This is a genomic window from Brachybacterium aquaticum (assembly GCF_014204755.1).
Taxonomy (GTDB): Bacteria; Actinomycetota; Actinomycetes; order Actinomycetales; family Dermabacteraceae; genus Brachybacterium; species Brachybacterium aquaticum.
This window is the reverse complement of record NZ_JACHLZ010000001.1, coordinates 389,935-413,074: the sequence shown is the minus strand read 5'-3', so window position 1 is coordinate 413,074 and position 23,140 is coordinate 389,935. Positions and strand designations below refer to the sequence as shown.

The 23,140-nt window shown below is 70.1% G+C and carries 25 protein-coding genes and 1 tRNA gene; 17 read left to right on the top strand and 9 right to left on the bottom strand.

Features of this window, described 5'->3' with window-relative positions:
- The first annotated feature begins 27 nt into the window (after nt 1-27).
- The 8 genes from HNR70_RS01770 (at nt 28) to HNR70_RS01735 (ending at nt 5,650) form a co-directional block, all read left to right on the top strand.
- Complete coding sequence (locus HNR70_RS01770; protein ID WP_184324144.1) at nt 28-1,467, top strand: FtsK/SpoIIIE domain-containing protein; 1,440 nt, start codon at nt 28-30, stop codon at nt 1,465-1,467.
- The gene (locus HNR70_RS01765) at nt 1,464-2,939 is read left to right on the top strand and encodes a replication initiator (protein WP_184324143.1); all 1,476 of its coding nucleotides are present in this window, start codon (nt 1,464-1,466) and stop codon (nt 2,937-2,939) included. The genes HNR70_RS01770 and HNR70_RS01765 overlap by 4 nt, the downstream gene beginning before the upstream one ends.
- Entirely contained in the window at nt 2,914-3,099 is a 186-nt protein-coding gene (locus tag HNR70_RS01760) for a helix-turn-helix domain-containing protein (RefSeq protein ID WP_053917083.1), read from the top strand. Before HNR70_RS01765 ends, HNR70_RS01760 begins: the two co-directional genes overlap by 26 nt.
- Nucleotides 3,096-3,980, top strand: coding sequence for a site-specific integrase (locus HNR70_RS01755; protein WP_184324142.1), 885 nt, complete (start codon nt 3,096-3,098; stop codon nt 3,978-3,980). The genes HNR70_RS01760 and HNR70_RS01755 overlap by 4 nt, the downstream gene beginning before the upstream one ends.
- A 9-nt stretch (nt 3,981-3,989) precedes the next feature.
- Entirely contained in the window at nt 3,990-4,148 is a 159-nt protein-coding gene (locus tag HNR70_RS16455; protein WP_221421071.1) for a site-specific integrase, read from the top strand.
- 264 nt (nt 4,149-4,412) lie between these two features.
- Nucleotides 4,413-4,862, top strand: a complete 450-nt coding sequence (locus HNR70_RS01745; RefSeq protein ID WP_184324141.1) for an HD domain-containing protein — start codon at nt 4,413-4,415, stop codon at nt 4,860-4,862.
- Nucleotides 4,863-4,864: 2 nt separating this feature from the next.
- Complete coding sequence (locus HNR70_RS01740; RefSeq protein WP_184324140.1) at nt 4,865-5,275, top strand: hypothetical protein; 411 nt, start codon at nt 4,865-4,867, stop codon at nt 5,273-5,275.
- 66 nt (nt 5,276-5,341) lie between these two features.
- On the top strand, nt 5,342-5,650 hold the full coding sequence (locus HNR70_RS01735; RefSeq protein ID WP_184324139.1) for a hypothetical protein: 309 nt from the start codon (nt 5,342-5,344) through the stop codon (nt 5,648-5,650).
- Here HNR70_RS01735 and HNR70_RS01730 read toward each other — a convergent pair.
- The 5 genes from HNR70_RS01730 to HNR70_RS01710 all read right to left on the bottom strand — a co-directional run bounded on the left by HNR70_RS01730 (nt 5,601) and on the right by HNR70_RS01710 (nt 9,150).
- On the bottom strand, nt 5,601-6,734 hold the full coding sequence (locus HNR70_RS01730; protein WP_184324138.1) for a DUF6308 family protein: 1,134 nt from the start codon (nt 6,732-6,734) through the stop codon (nt 5,601-5,603). The genes HNR70_RS01735 and HNR70_RS01730 overlap by 50 nt on opposite strands.
- Nucleotides 6,735-6,921: 187 nt before the next feature.
- Nucleotides 6,922-6,994: transfer RNA gene (locus HNR70_RS01725), tRNA-Lys, on the bottom strand.
- Between the two features lie 21 nt (nt 6,995-7,015).
- Nucleotides 7,016-8,110 (bottom strand): acyltransferase family protein, encoded by a 1,095-nt coding sequence (locus tag HNR70_RS01720; protein ID WP_184324137.1) that lies wholly within the window; start codon nt 8,108-8,110, stop codon nt 7,016-7,018.
- A gap of 108 nt (nt 8,111-8,218) precedes the next feature.
- On the bottom strand, nt 8,219-8,587 hold the full coding sequence (locus HNR70_RS01715; protein ID WP_184324136.1) for a PH domain-containing protein: 369 nt from the start codon (nt 8,585-8,587) through the stop codon (nt 8,219-8,221).
- On the bottom strand, nt 8,584-9,150 hold the full coding sequence (locus HNR70_RS01710; protein WP_184324135.1) for a hypothetical protein: 567 nt from the start codon (nt 9,148-9,150) through the stop codon (nt 8,584-8,586). Before HNR70_RS01710 ends, HNR70_RS01715 begins: the two co-directional genes overlap by 4 nt.
- A 100-nt stretch (nt 9,151-9,250) precedes the next feature.
- On the opposite strand from HNR70_RS01710, the gene HNR70_RS15555 reads away from it, so the two are divergent.
- From HNR70_RS15555 to HNR70_RS01700, 3 genes are all read left to right on the top strand, one after another.
- Nucleotides 9,251-9,544, top strand: coding sequence for a transposase (locus HNR70_RS15555; RefSeq protein WP_221421070.1), 294 nt, complete (start codon nt 9,251-9,253; stop codon nt 9,542-9,544).
- Entirely contained in the window at nt 9,541-10,425 is an 885-nt protein-coding gene (locus tag HNR70_RS01705) for an IS3 family transposase (protein WP_221421069.1), read from the top strand. The genes HNR70_RS15555 and HNR70_RS01705 overlap by 4 nt, the downstream gene beginning before the upstream one ends.
- A gap of 147 nt (nt 10,426-10,572) precedes the next feature.
- Entirely contained in the window at nt 10,573-11,226 is a 654-nt protein-coding gene (locus HNR70_RS01700) for an IMPACT family protein (protein ID WP_184324134.1), read from the top strand.
- 83 nt (nt 11,227-11,309) lie between these two features.
- On the opposite strand, the gene HNR70_RS01695 is transcribed toward HNR70_RS01700, so the two are convergent.
- Complete coding sequence (locus HNR70_RS01695) at nt 11,310-11,594, bottom strand: GlsB/YeaQ/YmgE family stress response membrane protein (RefSeq protein WP_184324133.1); 285 nt, start codon at nt 11,592-11,594, stop codon at nt 11,310-11,312.
- A gap of 201 nt (nt 11,595-11,795) precedes the next feature.
- On the opposite strand from HNR70_RS01695, the gene HNR70_RS01690 reads away from it, so the two are divergent.
- Both HNR70_RS01690 and HNR70_RS01685 read left to right on the top strand, forming a co-directional pair.
- The gene (locus tag HNR70_RS01690; RefSeq protein ID WP_184324132.1) at nt 11,796-15,812 is read left to right on the top strand and encodes a Pls/PosA family non-ribosomal peptide synthetase; all 4,017 of its coding nucleotides are present in this window, start codon (nt 11,796-11,798) and stop codon (nt 15,810-15,812) included.
- Nucleotides 15,809-17,176, top strand: coding sequence for a M1 family metallopeptidase (locus tag HNR70_RS01685; protein ID WP_184324131.1), 1,368 nt, complete (start codon nt 15,809-15,811; stop codon nt 17,174-17,176). The genes HNR70_RS01690 and HNR70_RS01685 overlap by 4 nt, the downstream gene beginning before the upstream one ends.
- A gap of 6 nt (nt 17,177-17,182) precedes the next feature.
- Here the strand turns inward: HNR70_RS01685 and HNR70_RS16355 are convergent, their stop codons facing one another.
- Nucleotides 17,183-17,779, bottom strand: coding sequence for a 4'-phosphopantetheinyl transferase family protein (locus HNR70_RS16355; protein ID WP_184324130.1), 597 nt, complete (start codon nt 17,777-17,779; stop codon nt 17,183-17,185).
- 23 nt (nt 17,780-17,802) lie between these two features.
- Entirely contained in the window at nt 17,803-18,771 is a 969-nt protein-coding gene (gene nrdF, locus HNR70_RS01675; protein WP_184324129.1) for a class 1b ribonucleoside-diphosphate reductase subunit beta, read from the bottom strand.
- Between the two features lie 280 nt (nt 18,772-19,051).
- Here nrdF and HNR70_RS16350 point away from each other — a divergent pair, with 280 nt between their 5' ends.
- Entirely contained in the window at nt 19,052-20,419 is a 1,368-nt protein-coding gene (locus HNR70_RS16350; protein WP_312857540.1) for a DUF418 domain-containing protein, read from the top strand.
- Between the two features lie 7 nt (nt 20,420-20,426).
- Here HNR70_RS16350 and HNR70_RS01665 read toward each other — a convergent pair whose 3' ends face one another.
- Complete coding sequence (locus HNR70_RS01665) at nt 20,427-20,858, bottom strand: hypothetical protein (protein ID WP_184324128.1); 432 nt, start codon at nt 20,856-20,858, stop codon at nt 20,427-20,429.
- A 143-nt stretch (nt 20,859-21,001) separates the two neighbouring features.
- Between HNR70_RS01665 and HNR70_RS01660 the strand changes: the two genes are divergently transcribed.
- The 3 genes from HNR70_RS01660 to HNR70_RS01650 all read left to right on the top strand — a co-directional run bounded on the left by HNR70_RS01660 (nt 21,002) and on the right by HNR70_RS01650 (nt 23,136).
- Nucleotides 21,002-21,877, top strand: a complete 876-nt coding sequence (locus HNR70_RS01660) for a WXG100 family type VII secretion target (RefSeq protein ID WP_184324127.1) — start codon at nt 21,002-21,004, stop codon at nt 21,875-21,877.
- Nucleotides 21,878-21,940: 63 nt separating this feature from the next.
- Nucleotides 21,941-22,465 (top strand): hypothetical protein, encoded by a 525-nt coding sequence (locus HNR70_RS01655; RefSeq protein WP_184324126.1) that lies wholly within the window; start codon nt 21,941-21,943, stop codon nt 22,463-22,465.
- Nucleotides 22,462-23,136 (top strand): hypothetical protein, encoded by a 675-nt coding sequence (locus tag HNR70_RS01650; protein WP_184324125.1) that lies wholly within the window; start codon nt 22,462-22,464, stop codon nt 23,134-23,136. Before HNR70_RS01655 ends, HNR70_RS01650 begins: the two co-directional genes overlap by 4 nt.
- The last annotated feature ends 4 nt before the right edge of the window (nt 23,137-23,140 follow it).

The following is a 23,140-nucleotide window of genomic DNA, read 5'->3' as shown; positions in this document are numbered from 1 at the left end:
CAGCTGGCGTTCGGAGGTGCGTGAGCAATGCACACCGCCTCCCTCGCCTTCCGCTTCGGCCTCGCCGAGCTGCGGTGGATCACTTCGGCCCTGTGGGGTCACGTGCGCTGGTTCCACCGGTTCTGGTTCGTCGTCGCGATGTTCACCTGGCTTTCGGCCGACCTCCTGGGTAGCTGGAAGCCCTTCGCCATCGTCGGAGCCATCGCGCTGTACTTCGCACTCTGGGCACGCTTCTACCCCGACACCTACTTTCGGGCCATCTCCCGCCCGCTCGCGCGCCGGGAGCTCTGGCTGGATCTGCTCGAGACCTGGCCGCTGCTGATGGAAGAGTGCGGGCTCTCCACGGTCGTCATCGATCGTGCGGGAGAGAAGCACACACGGGTTCCCTCGATCGCCAGCAAGCACTGGGATCGCAACGAACTCGTTCTCGCTCCCTCACTCCTCACCGGACAGACCGTCGAGGACTTTCAGAGCGTCGCCGATCGACTGCGAACCACCGTCGGCGCAACGCACCTCCGCGTGACCGGAGACCTCTCCCCCACCCTCACCTTCAGCTTCGGCGATGCCCTCGCCGATACCGTGATCCGTGGGCTCCCCGACGCAGGAGAGCCGTGGGACGGCCGCTCGGTGTGGATGGGGATCGACACGACGGACGATGACTGGTGGCTCCGCATCGCGGGCACTCACACCCTCGTCGCCGGCTCCTCCGGCTCCGGCAAGGCATCGCTCGTCTGGGGCGTCACCATCGGTCTCGCTCCCGCCATCGCACGCGGTGAAGCGCAGGTGCACGGGATCGACCTCAAGGGCGGCGTGGAGCTGGGCATGGGCAAAGACCTGTTCACCCGCTACGCCGTCACTCCCGCGGAAGCCGTGGTGGTCCTCGAGGACGCCGTCAAGGCGATGAGCGCTCGCCTCGAACGAATGGCTGGGAACACCCGCCAGCACACCGCGAGTGCCGATGAGCCACTGATCGTCGTCCTGATCGACGAGGTCGCCGCGCTCACGTCGTACATCGAGGATCGCGATCTCAAGAACCGCGCCCGCACCGCGATGTCACTGCTCTGCTCCCAGGGCCGTGCCGTCGGCTTCACCGTGGTTGCCTGCCTCCAGGACCCCCGGAAGGAGACGATCCCGAACCGCGGCCTGTTCACCCAGATGGTCGGGCTTCGGCTGCGGGACCGTGAGGAGACCTCCATGGTCCTCGGTGACGGCGCTATCGCCTCGGGAGCCCTCTGCCACAAGATCCCGGTCGCTTCACCGGGCATCGGTTACGTGGTTCCCGAGGACGGCTCCGAACCGGTCCGCGTGCGCGCTGCCTTCGTCGATGACGACCTGATCCGGGCTGCGGCCGAGCGGTTCCCCGCCCCGTCGACGATCCCCGTGGTGATCCCGGAGCCGACGGAGAAGCCGCGCAGCTCTCGGGCACGCACCCGGACCAAGCCCGACACGGAAGGAACGGCATCGTGAGCGCAGGCGATCTCTACTCCCTCGACGTGGACGAGCCCACCGCGCTCACGCCAATGCTCTCCGACGGCTTCGAGGACTGGTCCAAGCAGGTCGCCTCGACGGGATTCTGCTCCCGCCCCGTCCGCCTCTTCGGACAGGCACGCACCTTTGATCGCAGGTCCGGGCAGCACCTGAGCACCTTCGACAGTCGTAACCTGCCCGACAGCGTCCTCTACGTCCGCTGCGGCAATCGCCGTGCCTCGCGCTGCCCCTCGTGCTCCCATGAGTACCAGGGCGACATGTGGCACCTCCTCTCCGCAGGGGTCTCCGGTGGGGACAAGGGGGTCCCGGAGAGCGTCTCCACGCACCCGCTGGTGTTCCTCACGCTGACCGCTCCCTCGTTCGGCACCGTGCACTCCTCGACTCGTCCCGGTGCCCAGCCTCGGCCGTGCACCGTGAACGCGGCGCCGGGACTGTGCGAGCACGGTCGCCCTCGTCGATGCACTGAGCACCACGACGCCGACGATTCTCGGGTCGGTCAGGCGCTGTGCCCGGACTGCTACGACTACGAGGGCCAGGCGATCTGGCAGTGGCACTGCCCCGAACTGTGGAGGAGGTTCACGATCCGCCTGCGCCGCCTTGTCGCCGCACACCTCGGCATGAGCGAGAAGGCCTCGCGGGACCTCCTCCGCGTGCAGTTCGCCAAGGTCGGCGAGTATCAGAAGCGCGGCGCGATTCACCTGCACGCGCTCGTGCGCCTCGACGGTGCCCCGTCGGACGACGACCCCTACCCCTCCCCGGCTGTCGACGTGCCTGCATCGTGGCTCGCCGAGCGGTGTCTCGAGGCCGCCCGCGACATCGAGATCGATGCTGCCCCGGTCGACGCCTACGACTCCGCCCGCGTGCTCCGCTTCGGTCGCCAGGTCGACGCTCGGCCCGTCCAACGCCACTCCGAGGATGACGGCGACGTCTCCCCCGAGATGGTGTCGGCCTACCTCGCCAAGTACGCGACGAAGGCAGCCGGTGATGTCGCTGTCGACGGCACTCCGAATCGCCACCTGAAGCAGCTCCGAGAGACCTGCCTCGAGCTGTGCGGTCGCGCGCTACTGCACGAGGGGTTCTCCAGTCCGTACGCGCTTCTCGGCAAGTGGGCCGACGCCCTCGGCTTCCGCGGACACTTCGCCAGCAAGTCCCGGCGGTTCTCGACCACCCTCGGCACGCTCCGCGATGCACGGCGCAAGTACCACCGCGACCGCGAGCAGCTCGAGACGCACGAGGATCCTTCGTCGGCAGACGAGCCCCTCGACGTCGCCGAGCACATCGTCGTGCTCAACGAGTTCCGCTTCGTCGGACAGGGCTGGCTCACCCCCGGTGACGCCGAACTCGCCCGCTCCGCCGCTGATGCAGCACGCGAGTGGAAGGACGCCCGACGCACTGCACGCCAACCCCACGAGAAAGGAAAGAACCATGGACAAGCTCTGCTTCACCGCTGAGGAGGTCGCTGATCGGCTCAGCGTCTCGAAGACCCGGGTGTACGACCTGATGCGCTGCGGTGAGCTGCCCAGCGTCAAGCTCGGCCGCTCCCGACTGATCAAGGCCGCTGATCTTCTCGCGTACGTCGAGAACCTCGAGCCGGCCCCCGTCGTGGCATGAGCCGCTCGAAAGGGGAGGGCAGCGTCTACCGTCGCCAGGATGGTCGGTGGACGGGTGCTGCCTATGTCCTCACCCCGGAGGGCACGCGCAAGCGCAAGGCCGTCTACGGAAAGACTCGGAAGGAGGCCTACGACAAGCTCGCCGCGCTTCAGGAGAAGTCTCGAGCCGGCATCGCCGCCACTCCAGGCCGACTTACCGTCAAGGCGTTCCTCGAGACCTGGATGCGCGACGTCCAAGAGGCGCGGCTGAGCCCTGCGACCTACCAGACCTACGAGGGGTACATCCGCAATCACCTGGTCCCCGTGCTGGGGGCGAAGCGGCTCGGCCAGCTCACGGCGGCGGATGTCCGCGCATTCCTCGCGATCAAAGCTCGCGAAGGAAAGAGCCCCGCCACCGTCAAGCAGATGCACGCCATCCTGCGGTCGGCGCTCCAGCACGCGATGCGCGAGGATCTGGTGCCCCGAAATGTCGCGAAGCTCGTCGTGGTGCCCACACCTCCGAAGCAGAACGTCGAGCCGCTGACCCCCGACGAAGCCCGCACCCTCCTCAAGACCGCGCAGGGAACGTCCTGGGAGGCGCTGTGGACGCTGTACGTGGGTCTCGGCCTTCGTCGCGGCGAGGCGCTGGGACTGCGCTGGGGAGACATCGACCTCGACAACGGCTACCTCAACGTCGTGCAGTCTCTCCAGCGGTCGCGGGGCGAGCTGCGGCTGAAGAGTCCCAAGACGGACACCTCCCGGCGTCGTGTCGTGCTCCCCGGATTCTGCATCGACGCACTCATCCGGCACCGCACCTCCGAGCGAGAGAAGCTTGCTTCGCTCGGGCTGCCCATTGACCACGCGACGCTCGCGTTCACCTCCCAGGCCGGCACCGCGATCTAGCCCCGCAATGTGAACCGCGCCTTTGAGGCACTGCTGAAGAAGGCCAAGCTGCGCCGGGTCAAGCTGCACGACCTCCGCCACACCTGCGCCTCACTGCTGCTCGCGGAAGGCGTCCCCCTCGCGTGGTCATGGAGCTGCTCGGGCACTCCGCCATCGCAGTCACGATGAACACCTACTCGCACGTGATCCCGGCCCTCCAGGACGAGTCCGCGAAGCGCATGGACGCGCTCTTCGGAGCCGAAAATACGAAACTACGAGAGACCGAGAGTGCGAAAACATGAAAGTACGAATACGCAGGTCATCTTGCATTCTCGTGCGCATCCACCTACGTTTTCACCGACCGAAACGACGAGGAGATTCCCCATGCGACACCCGCTCGCTCCGTCCCTCGATGTGCTCGGTCAACTCTCATAGAACCTCAGGAGGTTCCCCTTGGACCCCATCGAACACGCCGAAGCCATCGCGCACCGAGCCCATGCCGGGCAGACCGACAAGTCTGGCCTGGACTACATCGACCATCCCCGTCGCGTCGCGGAGCGCGCAGCGCTCATCGCTCCGGCCGACCTCCGGACCGAATGCATCGCGGCAGCCTGGCTCCACGACGTCGTCGAAGACACCGACGTGACCCTCGAGGATCTGCGCGAGCAGGGATTCCCTCAGCTCGTCGTCGAGGCAGTGGACCGGCTGACGAAGAAGCCCGACGTCGCACGGACCGACTACTTCGCGGCCATCCGCACCCATGCAGTGGCTCGAGTCGTGAAGACCGCAGACCTCATCGACAACACCGATCCGGAGCGCGCCGCGCTGCTCGACGAGACGACCAGGAGCCGGCTCGCGGAGAAGTACGCAGAATCCTGGGCGCTGCTGCTCGGCGACGCCTGACGATGGTCGACTTCTACCGCGTCTTCCACGACCACCACCCCGACGAGAGCGGCATCATCGTCGCTGACGACGGAGTGTCTGAGTACGCGTATCTCGCGAACACGGGGCTGTGGCACCGGGAGCCGTTCGCAGGGACCGTGGCCCTCTTCGGCGACGAGAACTATAACCGCGTCCGCATCGAGACTGAGGAAGTGTACGAACGCATCGGTCAGTGTCGACCGATACGGAACCAGGGCTTCGGAGCAAAGGTGCTCCGTTCACGACGACTCCAGCCCGATGGCGAGAAGCGAACCAGCTCCGGCCTCGGTCTCGACCCTTCTCGCGTCCCTCCCCTCGCTGACGATGCGTGGCGCCGCCTCCCGCTGGTCGATGACGGCCCCTCTCCGGAGCAGGTGAGCGTCGCCGCCATCTGAGAGCAGGAGTCCGAAGGCCTCGAATGGTCCGGCTGCGGCCATCGCCGGCTCACCGTCGAGCTGCTGATGGCAATCGCCGAAGAAGTCGTCGCGGTACCGGTGCCACAGCATCTCAGACACGACGACGTCGCGGCCATCCTGAAAGAGCTGTGGGGTCTGCGGACGGTCTGCCACTACTTCCGGATGGCGCTCGAGACGGCGGCACTGCGATTCAACGTGACCGTCGCCGACAGCCACGAGCTCCCCGTCGCACTGGCCATCGCCAAGGACTTCAGCGACCGCTGGGACGGCTGCCCGGACGCCGTGCTCAAATCCTTAGCGGGCGCTAGCCGACCAGATTTGCGAAAGGCCTCGAGCCACCGTGAGCTTCCTTGAATCTTCTGATAAGCCCTGACTCGGCAGTCCCCGTTCCGAGCCCGTCGAAGACGACGGGAAGCTGACGCCATGCGACAGTCAGGCGGTCGGCGTCCGCCAAGTGCCAGATCGACCTCCCACCTTTGTGATTTAGCCCAGAGCCCTCTCCGAATCTTCGATACTGCCGAAGGCGCGTCCGGAGGCTCGTTCCCGCTTGACCGATATAGAGGACACTCGCATCCGGAACCCACCGAGAGCGCAGGTCGGATCCGGTGTAGCTGTATGCCTGCCTATCCGATGCTTGAGGGCGCTCCGGAAGGAACTCCGGCTCTGAGACATCATCTCGAAGCACCACGTAGACGCCCGGCACAGCAGGAACTTCGCGAGAATCGAGGGTTGCGAGCGGGGTGAATCCTTCCCACCCTCGCGCCTCGAGTCCTTCACGATCCCAGGTGTCGGGTGCCAGTTCGTCGACGGTGGGCGCGTCAGGGTCCTTGCTCGGCATCCAGATGATGATGTCGGCGACGCGGAGCAAGGAGAGCTCACGTTTGTCAGGGGTGGAATAGTCCTGCCCGAGTTCTGTGAGCCAGCCCTTGTTCTCACGAAGATCGCTCCAAAGCTGGTGATAGAGCATCTGGTCTTGGCTCTTCTTGACGCCGTAGAAGCTCCGCACCCGCGAGTCGATGATGGGCACGATCTGCGGGGCATGCCGGTGAAGCACCTTGGACACAGTGACGCTGGTCCACCCCTTCACCCCCTTCGCTGCCTCATTGGCGGCAGCTAGGGCAGCCAACGTCTGATCGAGGTCGGAAGTGCTCGGGTGAGCCTCGAACGGGCGCGCCTCCCTAAGCGTTGCAAGTGCGTTGTTCATCGCCTCAAGCAGTCTCTGCGGAGCACCGTCTCCCTCGGCGAACAGCGGGATGACATCGCTAGCGGTCAGCCGGAGACTCAACAGGTTCGCGGCGAGGATGTCCTCGGGCAGCAGTCCCTCGTCACGATGAGCCGGCCGCACATCGTAGGTGCGGAATGCGTATCCGCCCCCGGGCGAGGTGTAGTTGCTGAGGGACTCGGCCGCCGTGCGTCTTCTCTGATCCAGAGAGTTCATGACGAGAGCTTCTCAGAGGATCGCTCACGGCGTAGCCGGAACTGGACTCCGTCTCTGTCCGTGGCGGGTTCCGTTGCTGTCATCCCGTCTCCCGCCGCGCCCGCACAGCCGCGTTGCTGTCAACACTGCTGTCAACGCCGGCCCGAAGCGCTTCCCCTAGAGGAAGTTTCTCCGGTCTGACCTGCGGTGGGCCCGGAGGGGATCGAACCCTCGACCCGCGGATTAAAAGTCCGATGCTCTACCGACTGAGCTACAGGCCCCTGCCCGCCAGGCGGACCCGGTCATCCTACCGGTGAGCGACGCTCCCCCGCCGACGCGGTCACGGGCTCAGTCACGGGCGCAGCGACGGTCGCCGAAGAGGACCCGGCCGCGCCCGCACCGCTCCCCCGTCGGCCGCGGGGGAAGACGTAGAGGAACGAGGTGACCGGCCGCAGCCGGATCGCGAGCACGCAGATCGCGATCACGATCGTGAAGCCCGCGAGGTAGGCGGGCCAGCCGGCGGGGACGTCGGTGTGGCGGGCGAGCAGCTCGATCACCGGCAGGTGGACGAGGTAGGGGACGATCGAGTTGCGGCCGAGCCATTCGATGCCGCGCACGATCCCGATCCGCGGGAGGTGCTGGGCGACGCCGATCGCGCCGAGCACTCCGATCAGCACCACGACCTGCGAGAGGACGGGGACATCCGGGTCGGCGTCGAGGTACACGGCGTAGGCGGCCCAGCCGGCAGCGATGACGAGGCTCGGGAGGGTAAGCGCCCAGGGGACGGTGCGCACGGCGAGCACCCGGTGCGCGGCGGCGCCGGCGAAGAAGAACGCCGCGTAGTAGAGGAACTTGTCGGGGCGGAGCCCCGCGACGTCCTGGGCGAGGCCGAGCAGCGGCATCGCGGTCCAGCCCGCCACGCTCGCGAGCGCCCGCCAGCCGGGGTGGATCCGCCGCGCGAGCAGGCCGATCAGGTGGTAGAGGAACAGCGCCAGAAGGAACCAGGTGTACATCCCGTTGATCCACCACAGCGGCTCACGGGCGTTCTCCCCGCCGAGGATGGGCAGCATGAGCGCGGACCACAGCAGCCACGGCCACAGCAGGCTGCGCGCCTTGCCGGAGAGGTAGCGGGCGGCGGGTTTGCGCAGCGACCGCTCGAGCAGCAGGCCGGAGGCGAACAGCAGCGCCGGCATCCGGAACGGCATCGTTCCCTCAGAGAGGATCGCCATCGTGTGCGGGGCGGCGCCGTCCCAGATCTCCTGCACGAGTCGCAGGTGGTGGGCGATGACGAGCTGCACCGCGCCGCCGCGGAGCAGGTCCATCCAGGTCTGTCGTGCGCCCGGCGGGGAGGCCGGGGTCGAGGAGGCAGGAAGAGACCGTTCGGTAGTGGAGCTCATCGGCCGACGAGTCTAGGCACACCCCGGGGGGCGAGCCCGTGCAGGCCCCGGCGGGGCGTGTGCAGATCCCGTGACCGCGGGCGAGGATCAGCGCCCGTCAGCGCCGCCTCAGCGCACCGACGCGTCACCTCTGCGGGCCCGGTCGATAGCGTCCATCCAGTCCTTCCGACCGGGGACGACGTAGCTCTCCACGTTCCCGTCACGCAGGGTGAGGGCCAGGGAGTTGTTCGCCAGCGGCAGCACGCCGAGCAGCTTCGTCCACGCCGGGGCGACCGCGGCGATGTCGGCGAGCCGAAGCCCGGACGGGGTGGAGCTCAGGTTCAGTGAATGGGGGACGAACACTAGGCGGTCGCTGGTCAGGTGCAGCGTCCCGCCCACGGTCTCCGCGCCGCGCTGCATGTTGGCGCGTCCGCTGCGCAGCAGCTGCTCGCCCGGCTCGAGCGGGAAAGGCAGCTCGCCGCCCCGAGGCGCGCTCATCGGGTCGCGCTCCGCCGCACGATCAGCAGGATCACGCCGATGAGGATGAGCAGCAGGCCGAGTCCGCCGCCCGCGATGGCGAGGAAGATCCCGCCGATGCCGGTGAAGATGCCGCCGATGGAGACGGGCGGGCCCACCGCCACGGTCCCGTCGCAGATGACCGAGTACTCCCCCGCCTCGGTGGCGGTGAAGGAGTCGAAGGACTCCCAGGCGGAGCCCTGGAAGGTGACCGTGCTGGTCTGGGAGGTGCCGCTGCCCACCGCCTCCGGGGTCGGCCCGTCGACCACGCACATCGGCGCCGACATGCCCTGCTCGACATAGAGCTGGTAGCTGTCACCGGCCTCGGCAGTGAGCGTGCCGGTGCCGGAGACGATCTCCATCTGCGCCGCGTCCGCCGCGACGCCGCGGAAGCCGATCACCGCGACCACCACCCCGATGATCACGCTCAGCGCCAGAATCACGCCACCCACGATGAGCAGGATCCGCGGCGCCTTCGACGGCTTCTTCGCGGGTGCGGCGGCCGGGATGTACTGCGGTGCGGGCTGGGACGGGTGCTGCGACATGTGAGCTCCTGGGAGGGCGCGGCCCGGCACTGGACCGTCCCCGGTTTGGTGGATAGTTGGGGTAAGTCGTGATTCCTTTCTGAACTGAAAGGAAGTCGTGATGGGTTCGACGAGGAGATCGTTCACGGAGGAGTACAAGGCGTCCGCGGTAGGCTTGGTCCTGGATGATGGCCACAGCATCGCCGAGACCGCCAGGAATATCGGCGTGCACGAGATGACGTTGGGTAAATGGGTGAAGAAGGCGCGTGACTCGAGCGGGAAACGTCCCGAGAAGCCACTGTCAGAGAGCGAACGCGAGGAACTGATCCGGCTTCGGGAGGAAGTCAAACACGCCCGCATGGAGGCGGAGTTCGCAAAAAAAGTAGCGTCCTGGTTCGCGAAAGACCAGCGGTGAAGTACGCCGCGATCGCGGACTGGGCTGACCGTGACGAGTATCCGGTGGATTTCATGTGCAAGCAGTTGGCCGTGTCGCCCTCCGGGTTCTATGCCTGGCGTGGCCGGGGGCCCAGCCCACGCGATCAGGACAACGATCGCCTGTTGGCGATCATCACCGAGGCCTACCGGCGGCTGCGCGGCAACCCTGGTGTTCGACGGATCCATGCCGAGCTGTGCGCCCTGGGCGAACGGGTCGGCAAGAATCGCGTCGCTCGCCTCATGCAGGCCGCCGGGCTGCGCGGACGCCACCCCCGTGCCTGGAAGCGCACGACCACCAGCGGCCCGGACCCGGCGCCGGCCCCAGACCTGATCGGGCGCGACTTCACAGCCGAGCGGCCGAACCAGAAGTGGTGTTCCGATATCACCTACATCAAGACCTGGAACGGCTGGGCGTATCTGGCCATAGTCATCGACCTGCACTCCCGAGCCGTTGTGGGCTGGGCACTGGCCGACCACATGCGCACCGACCTTGTCATCGAGGCACTGACGCTGGCTATCGCGCGCCGCCGGCCACCGGCCGGAATCATCTTTCACAGCGACCGCGGGTCTCAATTCACATCGGCCGAATTCGCCACGTACTGTAAGGACCACCACATCCGGCGTTCCGTGGGTCGCACCGGGGATTGTTTCGACAACGCCGTCGCCGAGTCCTTCTTCGCGACCTACAAAAAGGAACTCATCCACACCCGCCCCTGGGTAAACCTGTCCACATTGCGGAAAGAGACCTTCACCTGGATCGAACACTACTACAATAGACAGCGCCGCCATTCACACCTGGGATACCTCACCCCAGCCGAATGGGACAAAGGACATCGCACACTCACAGGAATCGCAGCCTAAACCACACTCCGAAAAATCGGGGACACTCCACACGATCGCCGGAAGGGCACGAGCTGCCGCAGGGAGGATGCCGACGCCCCCACCCGGCGACGTGCACCAATCTAGTGCTCCGCACCGCCCGATCGCACTGCTCATACACTCGTCCCCATGCCCGATCCCCGCGTGCTCGCCGCCGACGTCGAGACCGAGCTGGTGGAGAGGAAGTCCCGCTTCCTCACCCGCCTGCACCGGGTGGAGGACGTCGAGCAGGCCGACGCACTTCTGCGCACGGCCCGGGCCGAGCACCCCGATGCGCGCCACCACTGCACCGCCCTGGTGCTCGGCGAGACGCCCGAGCGCGCGCAGATGCACCGCTCCAACGACGACGGCGAACCGGCCGGCACCGCCGGGATGCCGATGCTGCAGGCGCTCCTGCACGCCGATCTCGTGGACGCCTTCGCGATCGTGATCCGCTACTTCGGCGGGGTGAAGCTGGGGGCCGGCGGACTGGTCCGCGCCTACACCGCCGGGATCGAGCAGGCCGTCGCCGCGGCGACGCTGCTGCGCCGCACGGAGCTCGCCGTCGCCGAGCTCGAGGTCTCCCCCGCCGAGGTGGGCATCGCCGAGAACGCGGTGAGGATCTGGGCCGCCTCCCAGGGCGCGCAGGTCGAGCCCACCGAGTACGGGGCACGCTCGGCGCGCCTGACGGTGCTGCTCGATCCGTCACTGCTGGAGGATCTCGCGGCCGACGTCGCCCGCTGGTCCTCGGGCCGCCTGGACGTGCGCCGCATCGGGACGCGCATCGCCGACGTGCCGGTCTAGAGCCACGACGACGCAGCGCCGCCCCGGGGATCCCGGGACGGCGCTGCGGTGGTCGGGCGCGGATCCGCCGCGGCCCGGAGGGGTCAGGCGCGGTTCTTGGTGGCGAGACCGTAGATGACCATGACGATGATGGCGCCGATGACGGCGAGCAGGATCGTCCCGATGCTCCACGGGTTGTTCATGATGCCCGAGATGCCATTGCCGCCGAACAGGCCGCCGATGAAGCCGCCCACGACGGCGCCGATGACGCCGAGCACGATGGTCATGCCGAGGCTCATGCCCTGCTTGCCCGGCATGACGGCGCGGGCGAGCAGCCCGATGATCGCGCCGATGATGAGCCAGGAGATGATCAGCCAGAGAAGGCCCATGATGAGACTCCGTTCATTCTTGGGGAAGGGGGAGATGTTACACCCACAATGTAGCCGATTGCGCACACTTGTCCCGTATTTCGGGACCGACATGCTGGTCAGAGTCGCGACCACGCGGTTCGTCGTGATCTCGCCCTCAGGCTCGGAAAGACGGGAAAGCGGCGGAGGACGCTGTTCACCTTCGTGGGCGAGAATCCGCGTGTGACAGCCCAGCATCCCGCGCTCCTCCCCTCCCTCCAGGCCGGCGACCGCGCCCCCACCCCGTCCACCCTGGTCGAGATCTTCCGCGGCGTCGTGGCGAGGCACGGCGACGCCCCCGCGGTCGATGCCGGCGCCGAGGTCCTCTCCTATGCGGCGCTCGAGGAAGCGGCCCTCGAGGTCGCCGGGCGGCTCGCCGCGCTCGGCGCCGGGCCCGGCGCGAAGGTCGGGGTGCGGATCAGCTCCGGCACCACCGATCTGTACGTCGCGATCCTCGGGGTGCTGCTGGCGGGCGCCGCCTACGTCCCGGTCGACGCCGACGACCCCGACGAGCGCGCCCGCGTCGTGTTCGAGGAGTCCGCCGCCCTCGCCGTGATCGGCGACGGCCTGGTCATCACCCCCACGGCCGCCGCGCCCTGGGCCGGGATCGCGCCGGCCCCCGGCGCCCCGTCGGCCGGAGCCCCGTCGGCCGACGTGCCCGTCGAGCCGGGCGCTCCCGTTACCCCGCGCGCGCCGTCCCCCGCCGACGACGCCTGGGTCATCTTCACCTCCGGCTCGACCGGCAAGCCCAAGGGCGTCGCCGTCACCCACCGCAACGCCGCCGCCTTCGTCGAGGCGGAGTCGCGGATGTTCCTGCAGGACGCACCGATCGCGCCCGGCGACCGGGTGATGGCGGGGCTGTCCGTCGCGTTCGACGCGAGCTGCGAGGAGATGTGGCTGGCCTGGGCGTACGGCGGCTGCCTCGTCCCAGCGCCGCGGTCGCTCGTGCGCTCCGGCGTGGACGTCGGCCCCTGGCTCGAGGCGAACCGGATCACGATCGTCTCCACCGTCCCCACCCTCGTCTCCCTCTGGCCGGACTCGGCGCTGACGGAGGTGCGGCTGCTGATCATGGGCGGTGAGGCCTGCCCGCCCGAGCTCGCCGCCCGCCTCCAGGCCACCGGCCGCGAGGTGTGGAACACCTACGGCCCCACCGAGGCGACGGTCGTCGCGTGCGGCGCGATGCTCGACGGCACCCCGCCCGTGCGGATCGGCCTGCCCCTGGACGGCTGGGACCTCGCGGTCGTGGACGCACAGGGCCAACCCGTCGGCCCCGGAGAGAGCGGCGAGCTGATCATCGGCGGCGTGGGACTGGCCCGCTACCTCGACCCCGCCAAGGACGCGGAGAAGTACGCCCCCATGCCCAGCCTCGGCTGGGAGCGCGCCTACCGCTCCGGCGACATCGTGGTCAACGACCCGGACGGGCTGCTGTTCGCGGGCCGCGCCGACGACCAGATCAAGCTCGGCGGGCGACGTATCGAGCTCGGCGAGATCGACGACCAGCTGCTGCGCCTGCCCGGCGTGGTCGGCGGTGCGACCGCCGTGCGCTCCAGCAAGACCGGCAACAAGCTCCTGGTCGGCTACCTCACCGTCGACGACACCTACGACGCCGAGATCGCGCGCGGCCTGCTGCGCCAGCGCATGCCCGCCGCGCTCGTGCCGCGCCTGGCGGTCGTGGACGACCTGCCCACCCGCACCTCCGGCAAGATCGACCGCGACGCGCTGCCGTGGCCGCTGCCCGGCTCCTCCGAGCGCAGCGCCGACCTCTCCGGCACCGCCGCCTGGATCGCGGAGATCTGGGCCGACGTGCTCGGCGCCGAGGTCACCTCCGGCAAGGACGACTTCTTCGACCTCGGCGGCGGCTCCCTCACCGCCGCGCAGGTGGTCAGCCGCCTGCGCGAGCAGCACCCGGAGCTGACCGTCGGCGACGTGTACCAGCAGTCCACGGTCGCGGCGCTCGCCGCGCACCTGGACGCCATGGACTCCACTGCCCAGCGCAGCACCCGCACCGTCGCGCCGCTGCGCCGCCGCACCCAGATCGCGCAGCTCCTCGCGCTCGTGCCGCTGCGCACCCTCGCGGCGCTGCGCGGCATCTCCTGGCTGATGCTCGTCTCCACCGTGCTCGCCGCGCTCACGGACGTGCCCTGGCTCGTCGCGTTCCCTCTGTGGCTCGTGATCCCGATGGCGCTCGTGTTCATCCTGCCGCCCGGGAGGATGACCCTCGCCGCGCTGCTGGCCCGGATCCTGCTGCGGAAGGTCACCCCCGGCAGTCATCCCCGCGGCGGCAGCGCCCACCTGCGGCTGTGGCTTGCCGAGCACGTCCAGGACGAGCTCGGCGCGACCTCCCTCTCGGGCGCCGTGTGGTTCCCCTACTACGCGCGCCTGCTCGGGGTGCGACTCGGCAAGGACGTGGACCTGCACTCCCTGCCGCCGGTCACCGGGATGCTCGAGATCGGGGCGGGCGCCTCGATCGAGCCGGAGGTGGACCTGGCCGGGTACTGGATCGACGGGGACGTGCTGCGCATCGGCCCGGTGCGGATCGGGAAGCGGGCCCGCATCGGCGCCCGCAGCACCCTCGGCCCCGGCGCCCGCGTGGGCCGGGACGCCGAGATCGCCCCCGGCTCCGCGGTGCTGGGGAAGGTGCCGGCCGGCGAGTTCTGGTCCGGCTCCCCCGCCGCGTACCGCGCCGAGTCGCGCGGGCCCTGGTCCGACGACGCCCCGCCGCGCCGCCCCCTGTGGGAGCTAGCCTACGGGGCGCTGTCCCTGCTCATCGCCGCCCTGCCCGGGCTCGGCGTGCTCGTGGGCGGCGCCGTGCTGATCCCCGCCGTGCGCGGCACGGACACCCTCGGCGCAGCGGCCCTCGCGGCCCTGCCCTGGCTGCCGCTCGCGGCGCTCGCCGGCTTCGCGGCCGTGGCGCTCGCGGTGCTCGTCCTCACCCGTCTGCTCGCCCGCGCCATCTCCCCCGGCCACCACCCGATGCGCTCCGCGGCGGGCGTATCGATCTGGGCGACGCTGCGACTGCTGGACGAGGCCCGCACCTGGCTGTTCCCGCTGTACGCGGGCGGACTGACCCCCGTGTGGATGCGGATGCTCGGCGCGAAGGTGGGCAAGGGCGCGGAGATCTCCACCGCCCTGCTCATCCCGAGCCTCGTGCAGGTCGGCGACCACTCCTTCCTCGCCGACGACACGCTCGTGGGCCCCTACGAGCTCGGCGGCGGCTGGATCCGCGTGGAGCGGGTGAAGGTCGGCAAGCGCGCGTTCGTCGGCAACTCCGGCATGCTCGCCGCCGGCCGCAAGGTCCCCAAGCAGTCCCTCGTCGCGGTGCTCTCCGCCGCCCCGCGCCGCAAGTCCGCGAAGGCCGGCACCTCGTACCTCGGCAGCCCGCCGCGGAAGCTCCGCCGCGCCGAGGAGGAGCACGATGACGCCCTCACCTACGACCCGCCGAAGAAGCTGCTCGTCCAGCGCGGGATCGTGGAGACCCTGCGCCTGGTGCCACTGCTCATCGCGCTGCTGCTGCCGGTCGCGGTGTGGGGCGGCCTGTACGCGCTGCTGGTGCGCGGGACGGCCGGGATCGTCCTGGCGCTCGTGCTCGGCGGGGCGGTGCTCATGCTCGCGGGGCTGCTGGCCGCGGGAATCACGGTGGTCGCGAAGTGGGCGATCATCGGCAGGCACCGCCCGGGTGAGCACGCCCTGTTCACCGCCTACGTGTGGCGCTCGGAGCTGGCGGACACGTTCACCGAGGTGCTCGCCGCGCCCTGGTTCGCGAACGTCACCGCCGGGACCTGGGCGCTGAACGTGTGGCTGCGGGCGCTCGGCGCGAAGGTCGGCGAGGGCGTGTGGTGCGACTCGTACTGGCTGCCCGAGACGGACCTGGTCACCCTCGGCGACGGTGCGACCGTGAACCGCGGCTGCGTGGTCCAGACCCACCTCTTCCAGGACCGGGTGCTGAGCATGGACACCGTCACCCTCGGCGCGGGTGCGACCCTGGGGCCCGGCAGCGTGATCCTGCCGGCCGCGGCGATCGACCGCCATGCGACCGTGGGACCCGTGTCCCTCGTGATGCGCGGCGAGCGCGTGCCGCCCGGCACCCGCTGGACCGGCAACCCCATCGGCCCCTGGGACGACGAGGACGCCGCGCAGGACGAGCAGGACGAGGACGTCGAGAACGATCAGGACGAGCAGGACGAGCAGGAGCGCGTATGAGCAGCACCCACCCCGGCAGCGACCCGTACCTCCCCGGCCACGGTGACGCCTCCTACTCGGTGCGCCACTACGACCTCGACCTGACCTACAAGGTCGAGACCAACCGCCTGGACGGCACCGCGACCCTGGCCTGCCAGGTGCACGAGGACCTCGACTCCCTGCACCTGGACCTGCACGGCCTGCAGGTGGCCGCCACGAAGGTCGACGGCAAGCAGGTCAAGCACACCCACCGCGGCGGCGACCTGGTGCTGAAGAAGCAGTTCCCCGCCGGCCGGGAGGTGCGCGTGGAGGTGCGCTACGGCGGCAAGCCCCGCCCGGTCCGCGCGCGCGTCCACGGCGCGACAGGCTGGGAGGAGCTGACCGACGGGGTGATCGTCGCCGCGCAGCCCCACGGCGCCCCGTCCTGGTTCCCGTGCAACGACCGCCCGGACGACAAGGCGACCTACGAGATCAGTCTGGCCGCGAACCCCGCCTACCACGTCGCCGTCTCCGGCGAGCTGCAGGGCAAGCGCCGCAAGGGCAACGCCACCACCTGGACGTACCGCCAGGACGTGCCCATGCCGACCTACCTCGCGACCGTCCAGATCGGCCGCTACTCCGAGGTGAAGCACCGAGGCAGCGCCGTGCCGGTGCGGTCCCTGGTCCCCTCAGGCGTCGGGGCGAAGGATCTCGCGCACGGCTTCGCGCAGCAGCCGCAGATGCTCGAGCTGTTCGCGCGGATGTTCGGCCCCTATGCCTTCCCCTCCTATACCGCGGTGATCACCGACGACGAGCTGGAGATCCCGCTGGAGTCCCAGGCGCTGTCCACCTTCGGCCGCAACCACCTCGCCGGCGACTGGGAGGCGGAGCGGCTGATCGCCCACGAACTGTCCCACCAGTGGTTCGGGAACACCGCAACCCTGAAGCGCTGGCAGGACATCTGGCTGCACGAGGGCTTCGCCTGCTACTGCGAGTGGCTGTGGGCGGAGGAGAGCGGCCGCGCCACCGTCGAGGAGGAGGCTCGTCAGCATCACGCGTCCCTCGCCGAGCTGCCCGAGGACCTGCTGATCGCCGACCCCGGCCCGGAGCTCATGTTCGACGACCGCCTCTACAAGCGCGGTGCCCTCACCGTGCATGCGCTGCGCCAGCGCGTGGGCGACGAGACGTTCTTCCCGATGATCCAGTCGTGGCTCGCGCAGCACAGGGGCGGCTCGGTGACCACGGAGATGTTCGAGGCGCACGTCGCCCGCGAGAGCGGCGAGGACCTCACCGACCTGTTCGAGGCGTGGATCCACACCGAGGAGCTGCCGGACCTGCCCGATCAGCCGGCGCGGCGCGAGCCCACGCACCGCGGCGGGCTGCTGGGGCTGTTCGCGCGGGACTGAGCAGGATCAGCCCAGCGCCACCGCGATCACGAACCCCGCCGGCGCCGCAGCACCGCGCACGTCGTGGTCGGCGAGACGCACCTGCGTCATCGGGGTGCGCAGACCGTTCCCGGCGAGCTTGAGCACCGCCTCCTTGCCCGCCCAGAGCCGGGCGCGGCGCTCGGCAGTATGGGGATCGGCGGCGCGCGGGTCAGCCTCGTCCGGATGCAGCACGAGGGAGCCGTCCCAGCCGCGGTCCACCGCGGCGATCTCCTCGATGTCCACCCCGATCCCGCCGCCGAGGCGCACGGCGGTGAGCAGATGCGGGCCGGAGCGGGAGAGGCTCACGCCGACGAGCGGGGGCCGGGCCCTGCCGGCCGCGACCCCGTCGGCCGCTCCCCCGTCGGCGGCCGGTGCGACCCGCGCCCACGGCCGACCGTGCCGCGAGGAGCCGCAGGCGGGACAGAGCCGCCCCACCTGCACGTCGGTCGCGCTCGCCCCGACGACGTCGCGGACGTGCGCCCGCAGGGGGTCGTCGGCCGCCGCCTCGAGCGGATGGAGGCGGAGCGAGAACGGCGCCGGACCCGAAGGTCCGGCGCCGTCAGCGCGTTCGTGGGAGAACACGAGGGTTCAGAGGGGTCTGCCGCTCAGAAGTCCCAGTCGCCGTCCTCGGTCTCCACGGCCTTGCCCATGACGTAGCTCGAGCCGGAGCCGGAGAAGAAGTCGTGGTTCTCGTCCGCGTTCGGGGAGAGGGAGGCGAGGATCGCGGGGTTCACCTCGGTGGACTCCTGCGGGAACAGCGACTCGTAGCCGAGGTTCATCAGCGCTTTGTTCGCGTTGTAGCGCAGGAAGGTCTTGACCTCCTCGGTCCAGCCGACCGGGTCGTAGAGGTCCTCGGTGTACTCCTCCTCGTTGTCGTACAGCTCCATGAGCAGCGAGAAGGTGTAGTCCTTGAGCTCGGCCTGGCGGGCGGCCGACGCCTTCTCCACCGCGCGCTGGAACTTGTAGCCGATGTAGTAGCCGTGCACGGCCTCGTCGCGGATGATCAGACGGATGATGTCCGCGGTGTTGGTCAGCTCGCCGTGGCTGGAGTAGCGCATGGGCAGGTAGAAGCCCGAGTAGAACAGGAAGGACTCCAGCAGGGTCGAGGCGACCTTGCGCTTCTCGGCGTCGTCACCGGCGTAGTAGCCCATGACGATGTTGGCCTTCTTCTGCAGCGGCTCGTTGAACTCGCTCCAGCGGAAGGCCTCGTCGATCTGCTTGGTGTTCGACAGGGTCGAGAAGATCTGCGAGTAGGACTTCGCGTGCACCGACTCCATGAACGCGATGTTGGTGTACACCGCCTCCTCGTGGGGGGTGATCGCGTCGGGGATCAGGGAGACCGCGCCGACGGTGCCCTGCACCGTGTCCAGCAGGGTCAGGCCCGTGAACACGCGCATCGTGAGGGTCTGCTCCTGCTCGGGCAGACGGTTCCAGGACTGGATGTCGTTGGACAGCGGGACCTTCTCGGGCAGCCAGAAGTTGCCGGTCAGGCGGTCCCACACCTCCTGGTCCTTGGGGTCCGGGATCCGGTTCCAGTTGATGGCCTGGACCGTCGTCTTCAGGTGGTCGTTCACCGCAGCCTCACAGTCAGAAGTTCGGGGGTCAGTCCCGGCCAGTCTAGGCAGGGATCAGGCTCCCGGGCCCGTCGGACCGCCCCGGGGCGCGGTGGGAAGCGCCACCTTGACGACGCCGCCCGCAGCGGGATGCCGACGAACCATGACGTCCTGCCCGACTTTCGTCGGACGATCCCGCCGGCGGTGCCCGCTAGGTTCGAGGCATCGCGCGGCGTCAGGGGTGGGTCGGCGAGGGAACGGCCCCTCCCCGAAGCGCGTCGCCAGGACGGAAGGCCGCCCCGTGACGACCTCAGCCCGCAGCTCGCTCCCGCTCCCCACGTCCACCGCGCCGCCCCGCTCGCTCGCCCCCGACATCGCGCGCGGGCTGATGCTCGCGCTCATCGCGATCGCGAACGTGTCCTGGTACCTGTGGGGCCATCCCGGCGCCGTCGGCATGAGCCCCCACGTCCCCGCCCGGAGCGGCCTGGACACCGCGGTGCAGACCGTGATGACGATCGCCGTGGACCATCGGGCGATGCCGCTGTTCGCGTTCCTCTTCGGCTACGGGATGGTGCAGTTCCACCGCTCCCGCCTCGACCGGGGCATGGCTCCGGCGCTCGTGCGCGCGATGCTGCGCCGACGCCACTGGGCGATGCTGCTGCTCGGCGCGCTGCATGCGGCGCTGCTGTTCTACGGCGACATCCTCGGCGCGTACGCGATCGCGGGGCTGCTGCTGGTGTGGATCTTCTTCGGCCGGCGCACCCGCACCCTGATCGTCTGGGCGGCGGTGATCGGCGGGCTCCTGCTGGTCTTCTCGCTGTTCAGCGTGCTCAGCGCGACGGTGATGGCGCTGTTCGCCCCGCCCGAGGTGATCGTCGAGATGAACGCCGGTGCCGGGGCGTACTCCTCCGAGGCGTACCGCGAGGCGGCCTACGGCGGCCCCTACCTCGCAACGGTCCTGTCACGGCTCTCGCTGTGGGCGGTCAGCACCCCGGCCGCCGCGCTCACCGCCGCGCCGCTGCCGATCCTGCTGGGCTGGATCGCGGCGCGCCACCGCCTGCTCGACGAGCCGTGGCAGCACGTGCGCACGCTGCGCCGCCTCGCCGTCGGCGGCATCGCGATCGGCTGGCTCGGCGGACTTCCCGACGCGCTCGTCCTCCTCGGCGCGCTGCCCCTCCCGGAGGGTCTGGCCTGGGCTTTCTACGGGCTCAACGCCCTGACGGGCGTCTGCTGCGGCATCGGCTACGCCGCCGCCTTCGCGCTGCTGGCCGCCCGGCTCGAGGGGCGTCGGGCCCCGTCGGCCGACGCGACTCCCCCGGCCGACGGGACTTCTCCGGCCGACGGGACTTCTCCGGCCGACGGGACTTCTCCGGCCGACGCGACTCCGGCGACCAGGGCGCCGTCCGGGATCGTGCGGGTGCTCTCCGCGGTCGGGCAGCGTTCGCTGACCTTCTACCTGTTCCAGTCGCTGCTGCTCGCGCCGCTCATGGCGGCGTGGGGGCTGGGACTGGCGCCGCACCTGTCGACCTGGTCCGCCGTCGCGATCGCGCTCGGCGTGTGGCTGCTGTCCCTGCCGCTCGCGGCGTGGATGGACACGCGCGGGATGCGCGGCCCGGCCGAGAGGCTGCTGCGGCGCATGACCTACGGGAAGCTGGTACCGGCGCGCTGACGCGGGCTCAGCGCCGACCGGGAGGCAGCTGCTCCCGTTCCCGTCGGCGGGTCTCCCGCAGCCAGGACGGATACATCCACAGGGGCAGGATCCATCGCTGCCAGGTCGCGAAGTGGGCGACCCCGTAGAGGACCGCCTGCGCGAGCGCCACCACGAGCGCGAGTGTCAAGGTGGGACCCGAGACCGGGGCGAGCATCGGTCCCAGCACGGCCACGAGCGCCAGCAGCATCAGGGTCTCGGCGAACACCGGGATCAGGACGAGGGCGAGCCCTTCGTGGTGCGGGCGCATGCGGTCCTGCGGGTGCGGCTCACAGCGGACCCACCATCGCGCACCCTCGGTCCTGCCGGCGCGCCACCACAGGCACAGCCCCGCGAGGGCGAGACCGGAGACGAACAGGACTGCTCCGATCAGCAGGCCGAGGAGCATGTCGCTGGTCATGGCCCCATGGTGTCACGTGGGGAGTTCTCCCCATCGCCGCCGTGGGCCACGCCCCGTAGGCTCGTCGCGACGACCACGGACGCGTCCTGTGACGCCGTCCCCGCGAGGGCCCCCGCAGGTCGGGGCGCCGAGGAGGAGAGAGCATGAGCGGCTTCTGGGGAATGGACACCGCCCAGGGCGACGACTTCGGCACCCTGCTCGGCCGGGCGCGCACCACGACCGAGCAGCGGTTCGGCGATCTGCAGTCCGTGGTCAGCGGCATCGTGGGAACGCAGTGGGTCGGCCCCGACGCCGACGCGTTCTCCGAGCGGTACGCCCAGGAGGTGACCGCCGGGGTGGACGCCGCGGTCGCGCGCATGCAGACGCTGCTCACCGAGCTGACCCAGCACATCCAGGAGCAGGAGACCGCGTCCGGCGCCGGGGACGCGTCCGGGGACATCGTCCTGACCTCCACCGTCCTGCCGACCCAGACCCCGCCCCCTGCCCCGGAGACGGAGGAGCGCCCGGGATTCTGGCAGCGGTGGGGCGAGGGGTTCCTCGACAACCTCACGCCGAGCTGGATGGGCGGCGCCACCACCCTCACGTCGGTCGTGCACAACCTCCCCGGCTACCTGCTCGAGAACGTCCCGCGCTTCGTCCCGATCCTCGGCGATGTGTACACGGGACTGCTGGCCGGGGCGGAGCGCTTCGGCGAGGAGTCCCACCTGCCGCTCGGCGAGCGGCTCCAGCGCGCCGCCCTGGACGGAGTCCTCACCGGAGGCGGCTCGTTCATCGGCGGCACCGCCGGCACCCTGATCGGCGCGTTCGGCGGCGTGCTCGCGGGCGGCGGCTCGGTGGGGCTCGCAGGCGCGGCCGCGGGTGCCGCCGTCGGCGGTGTCGGCGCGATCCCCGGTGCGCTCGCCGGCGCCGGGACGGGCGCGATCGTCGGCGGGGTCCTCGGCGGCATCGCCGGGGACCTGATCGGCGGCTATGTGGGTTCCGCGGCCGGCGCGGGCCTCGCCGACGCCATCCTCGACTGACGGTGAACCTCGACCGACCGTGAACCTGGACTGACCTGGAACGGAGCCACGTACGCTGTGAGCATGAGCCCCACGACCCGCACCGTCCGGATCACCGATCCGGGCGCGCCGTCCCTCCGGATCGCGCTCGAGGTCCCCGAGGCCTGGGTCGCGCCCGACCTCCCCGATTCCCTCCCCGCCGAGGTGCTCTGCGTCCTCAGCGACGGCGGCGCGCTGACCGCCGGGTTCTCCACCAATGCGGTGGTGCTCGCGCAGGAGCTTCCCGAGGGCCTCGCGCTCGACGACTGGCAGCGTCAGGCGCTCACCCAGCAGCTCTCGACGCTGCCCGATGTGCAGGTGTTCGACGACCGCGTCCTCGAGGGGCCGACCCCCACCTGGTACCGGGCTCGTGTGGCGACCGGCGAGGGGCCGGCGACGCTGCTGGTGCGCGAGTGGTCCCGCATCGTCGGCGGTCGCGGGCTGACGCTCACCCTCACCACGGTGCCCCCCGTGGACGCCGCGCACGGCGACCTGCTGGACGCGATCGCCGGGTCTTGGACCACGCAGCTCGACGAGGACGCCCCCGCGACGGGCGAGGAGGACGCATGATCACCTACGACCCCTCCCAGCCGACCGTTCTGCGGGTCGACCCGGACTCCACCGAGGAGGTGCTCGCCGCGCTCGCGGCGCAGCGCCCCGTCGACGGGTCCGACCAGGTCGATGCCGAGGTGCTGGGGATGTTCGCGACGGTCCTCTCCGCACCGCGCGGCGCGCTGCGCCTCGAGTCGGTCGGCGCGGAGCACTACGTCGCGCACGAGTTCACGCTCGCTGCGCAGGGAAGCCTGCGCGTCACGCGAGGGCGGGACGAGCTCGTCGAGATCGGGCTCTTCCCGACCCAGTTGTTCTCCGGCGTGCTGCTGCGCCTGCTGCAGCTCGCCCCGGTCGAGCCGCTCCCGGCCGCGGTGCGGGTCACCCTGCCGGCCGGGCTGCTGGACGAGGTGCTCACCGAGAACCGTGCCGCCCGGACGGCGCCGCTCGCGACGCTCCAGGAGGCCGGCGCCTCCCTGCCGCCGGCCCGCGATGCCCGCCTGGAGCAGGCACCGCTGCGCGTCCACCGGCTCGTGCGCCGCGACGAGGCCGGGGACCGCACCGCGCAGCTGGTCATGCTCCGGGGGCGCTACCTGCGGGTCGAGTCCGGTGCCTTCGGTACGGCGCTGGTGGGCACCGATCCCACCGGGGCCCACCGGGTCATGAGCGATCTGCTGAACCCTCGGCGCTGAGCCG

What these genes read in the sequence shown, in the direction of transcription:
- HNR70_RS01740 (WP_184324140.1), top strand. Translation starts at nt 4,865, where the DNA reads ATGGTCGACTTCTACCGCGTCTTCCACGACCACCACCCCGACGAGAGC.
- HNR70_RS01735 (WP_184324139.1), top strand. Translation starts at nt 5,342, where the DNA reads ATGGCAATCGCCGAAGAAGTCGTCGCGGTACCGGTGCCACAGCATCTC.
- HNR70_RS01770 (WP_184324144.1), top strand. Translation starts at nt 28, where the DNA reads ATGCACACCGCCTCCCTCGCCTTCCGCTTCGGCCTCGCCGAGCTGCGG.
- HNR70_RS01760 (WP_053917083.1), top strand. Translation starts at nt 2,914, where the DNA reads ATGGACAAGCTCTGCTTCACCGCTGAGGAGGTCGCTGATCGGCTCAGC.
- HNR70_RS01665 (WP_184324128.1), bottom strand. Translation starts at nt 20,858, where the DNA reads ATGACCAGCGACATGCTCCTCGGCCTGCTGATCGGAGCAGTCCTGTTC.
- HNR70_RS01715 (WP_184324136.1), bottom strand. Translation starts at nt 8,587, where the DNA reads ATGAGCGCGCCTCGGGGCGGCGAGCTGCCTTTCCCGCTCGAGCCGGGC.
- HNR70_RS01755 (WP_184324142.1), top strand. Translation starts at nt 3,096, where the DNA reads ATGAGCCGCTCGAAAGGGGAGGGCAGCGTCTACCGTCGCCAGGATGGT.
- HNR70_RS01710 (WP_184324135.1), bottom strand. Translation starts at nt 9,150, where the DNA reads ATGTCGCAGCACCCGTCCCAGCCCGCACCGCAGTACATCCCGGCCGCC.
- HNR70_RS01655 (WP_184324126.1), top strand. Translation starts at nt 21,941, where the DNA reads ATGAGCCCCACGACCCGCACCGTCCGGATCACCGATCCGGGCGCGCCG.
- HNR70_RS01685 (WP_184324131.1), top strand. Translation starts at nt 15,809, where the DNA reads ATGAGCAGCACCCACCCCGGCAGCGACCCGTACCTCCCCGGCCACGGT.
- HNR70_RS01650 (WP_184324125.1), top strand. Translation starts at nt 22,462, where the DNA reads ATGATCACCTACGACCCCTCCCAGCCGACCGTTCTGCGGGTCGACCCG.
- HNR70_RS15555 (WP_221421070.1), top strand. Translation starts at nt 9,251, where the DNA reads ATGGGTTCGACGAGGAGATCGTTCACGGAGGAGTACAAGGCGTCCGCG.
- HNR70_RS01660 (WP_184324127.1), top strand. Translation starts at nt 21,002, where the DNA reads ATGAGCGGCTTCTGGGGAATGGACACCGCCCAGGGCGACGACTTCGGC.
- HNR70_RS01700 (WP_184324134.1), top strand. Translation starts at nt 10,573, where the DNA reads ATGCCCGATCCCCGCGTGCTCGCCGCCGACGTCGAGACCGAGCTGGTG.
- HNR70_RS01695 (WP_184324133.1), bottom strand. Translation starts at nt 11,594, where the DNA reads ATGGGCCTTCTCTGGCTGATCATCTCCTGGCTCATCATCGGCGCGATC.
- HNR70_RS01730 (WP_184324138.1), bottom strand. Translation starts at nt 6,734, where the DNA reads ATGAACTCTCTGGATCAGAGAAGACGCACGGCGGCCGAGTCCCTCAGC.
- HNR70_RS01720 (WP_184324137.1), bottom strand. Translation starts at nt 8,110, where the DNA reads ATGAGCTCCACTACCGAACGGTCTCTTCCTGCCTCCTCGACCCCGGCC.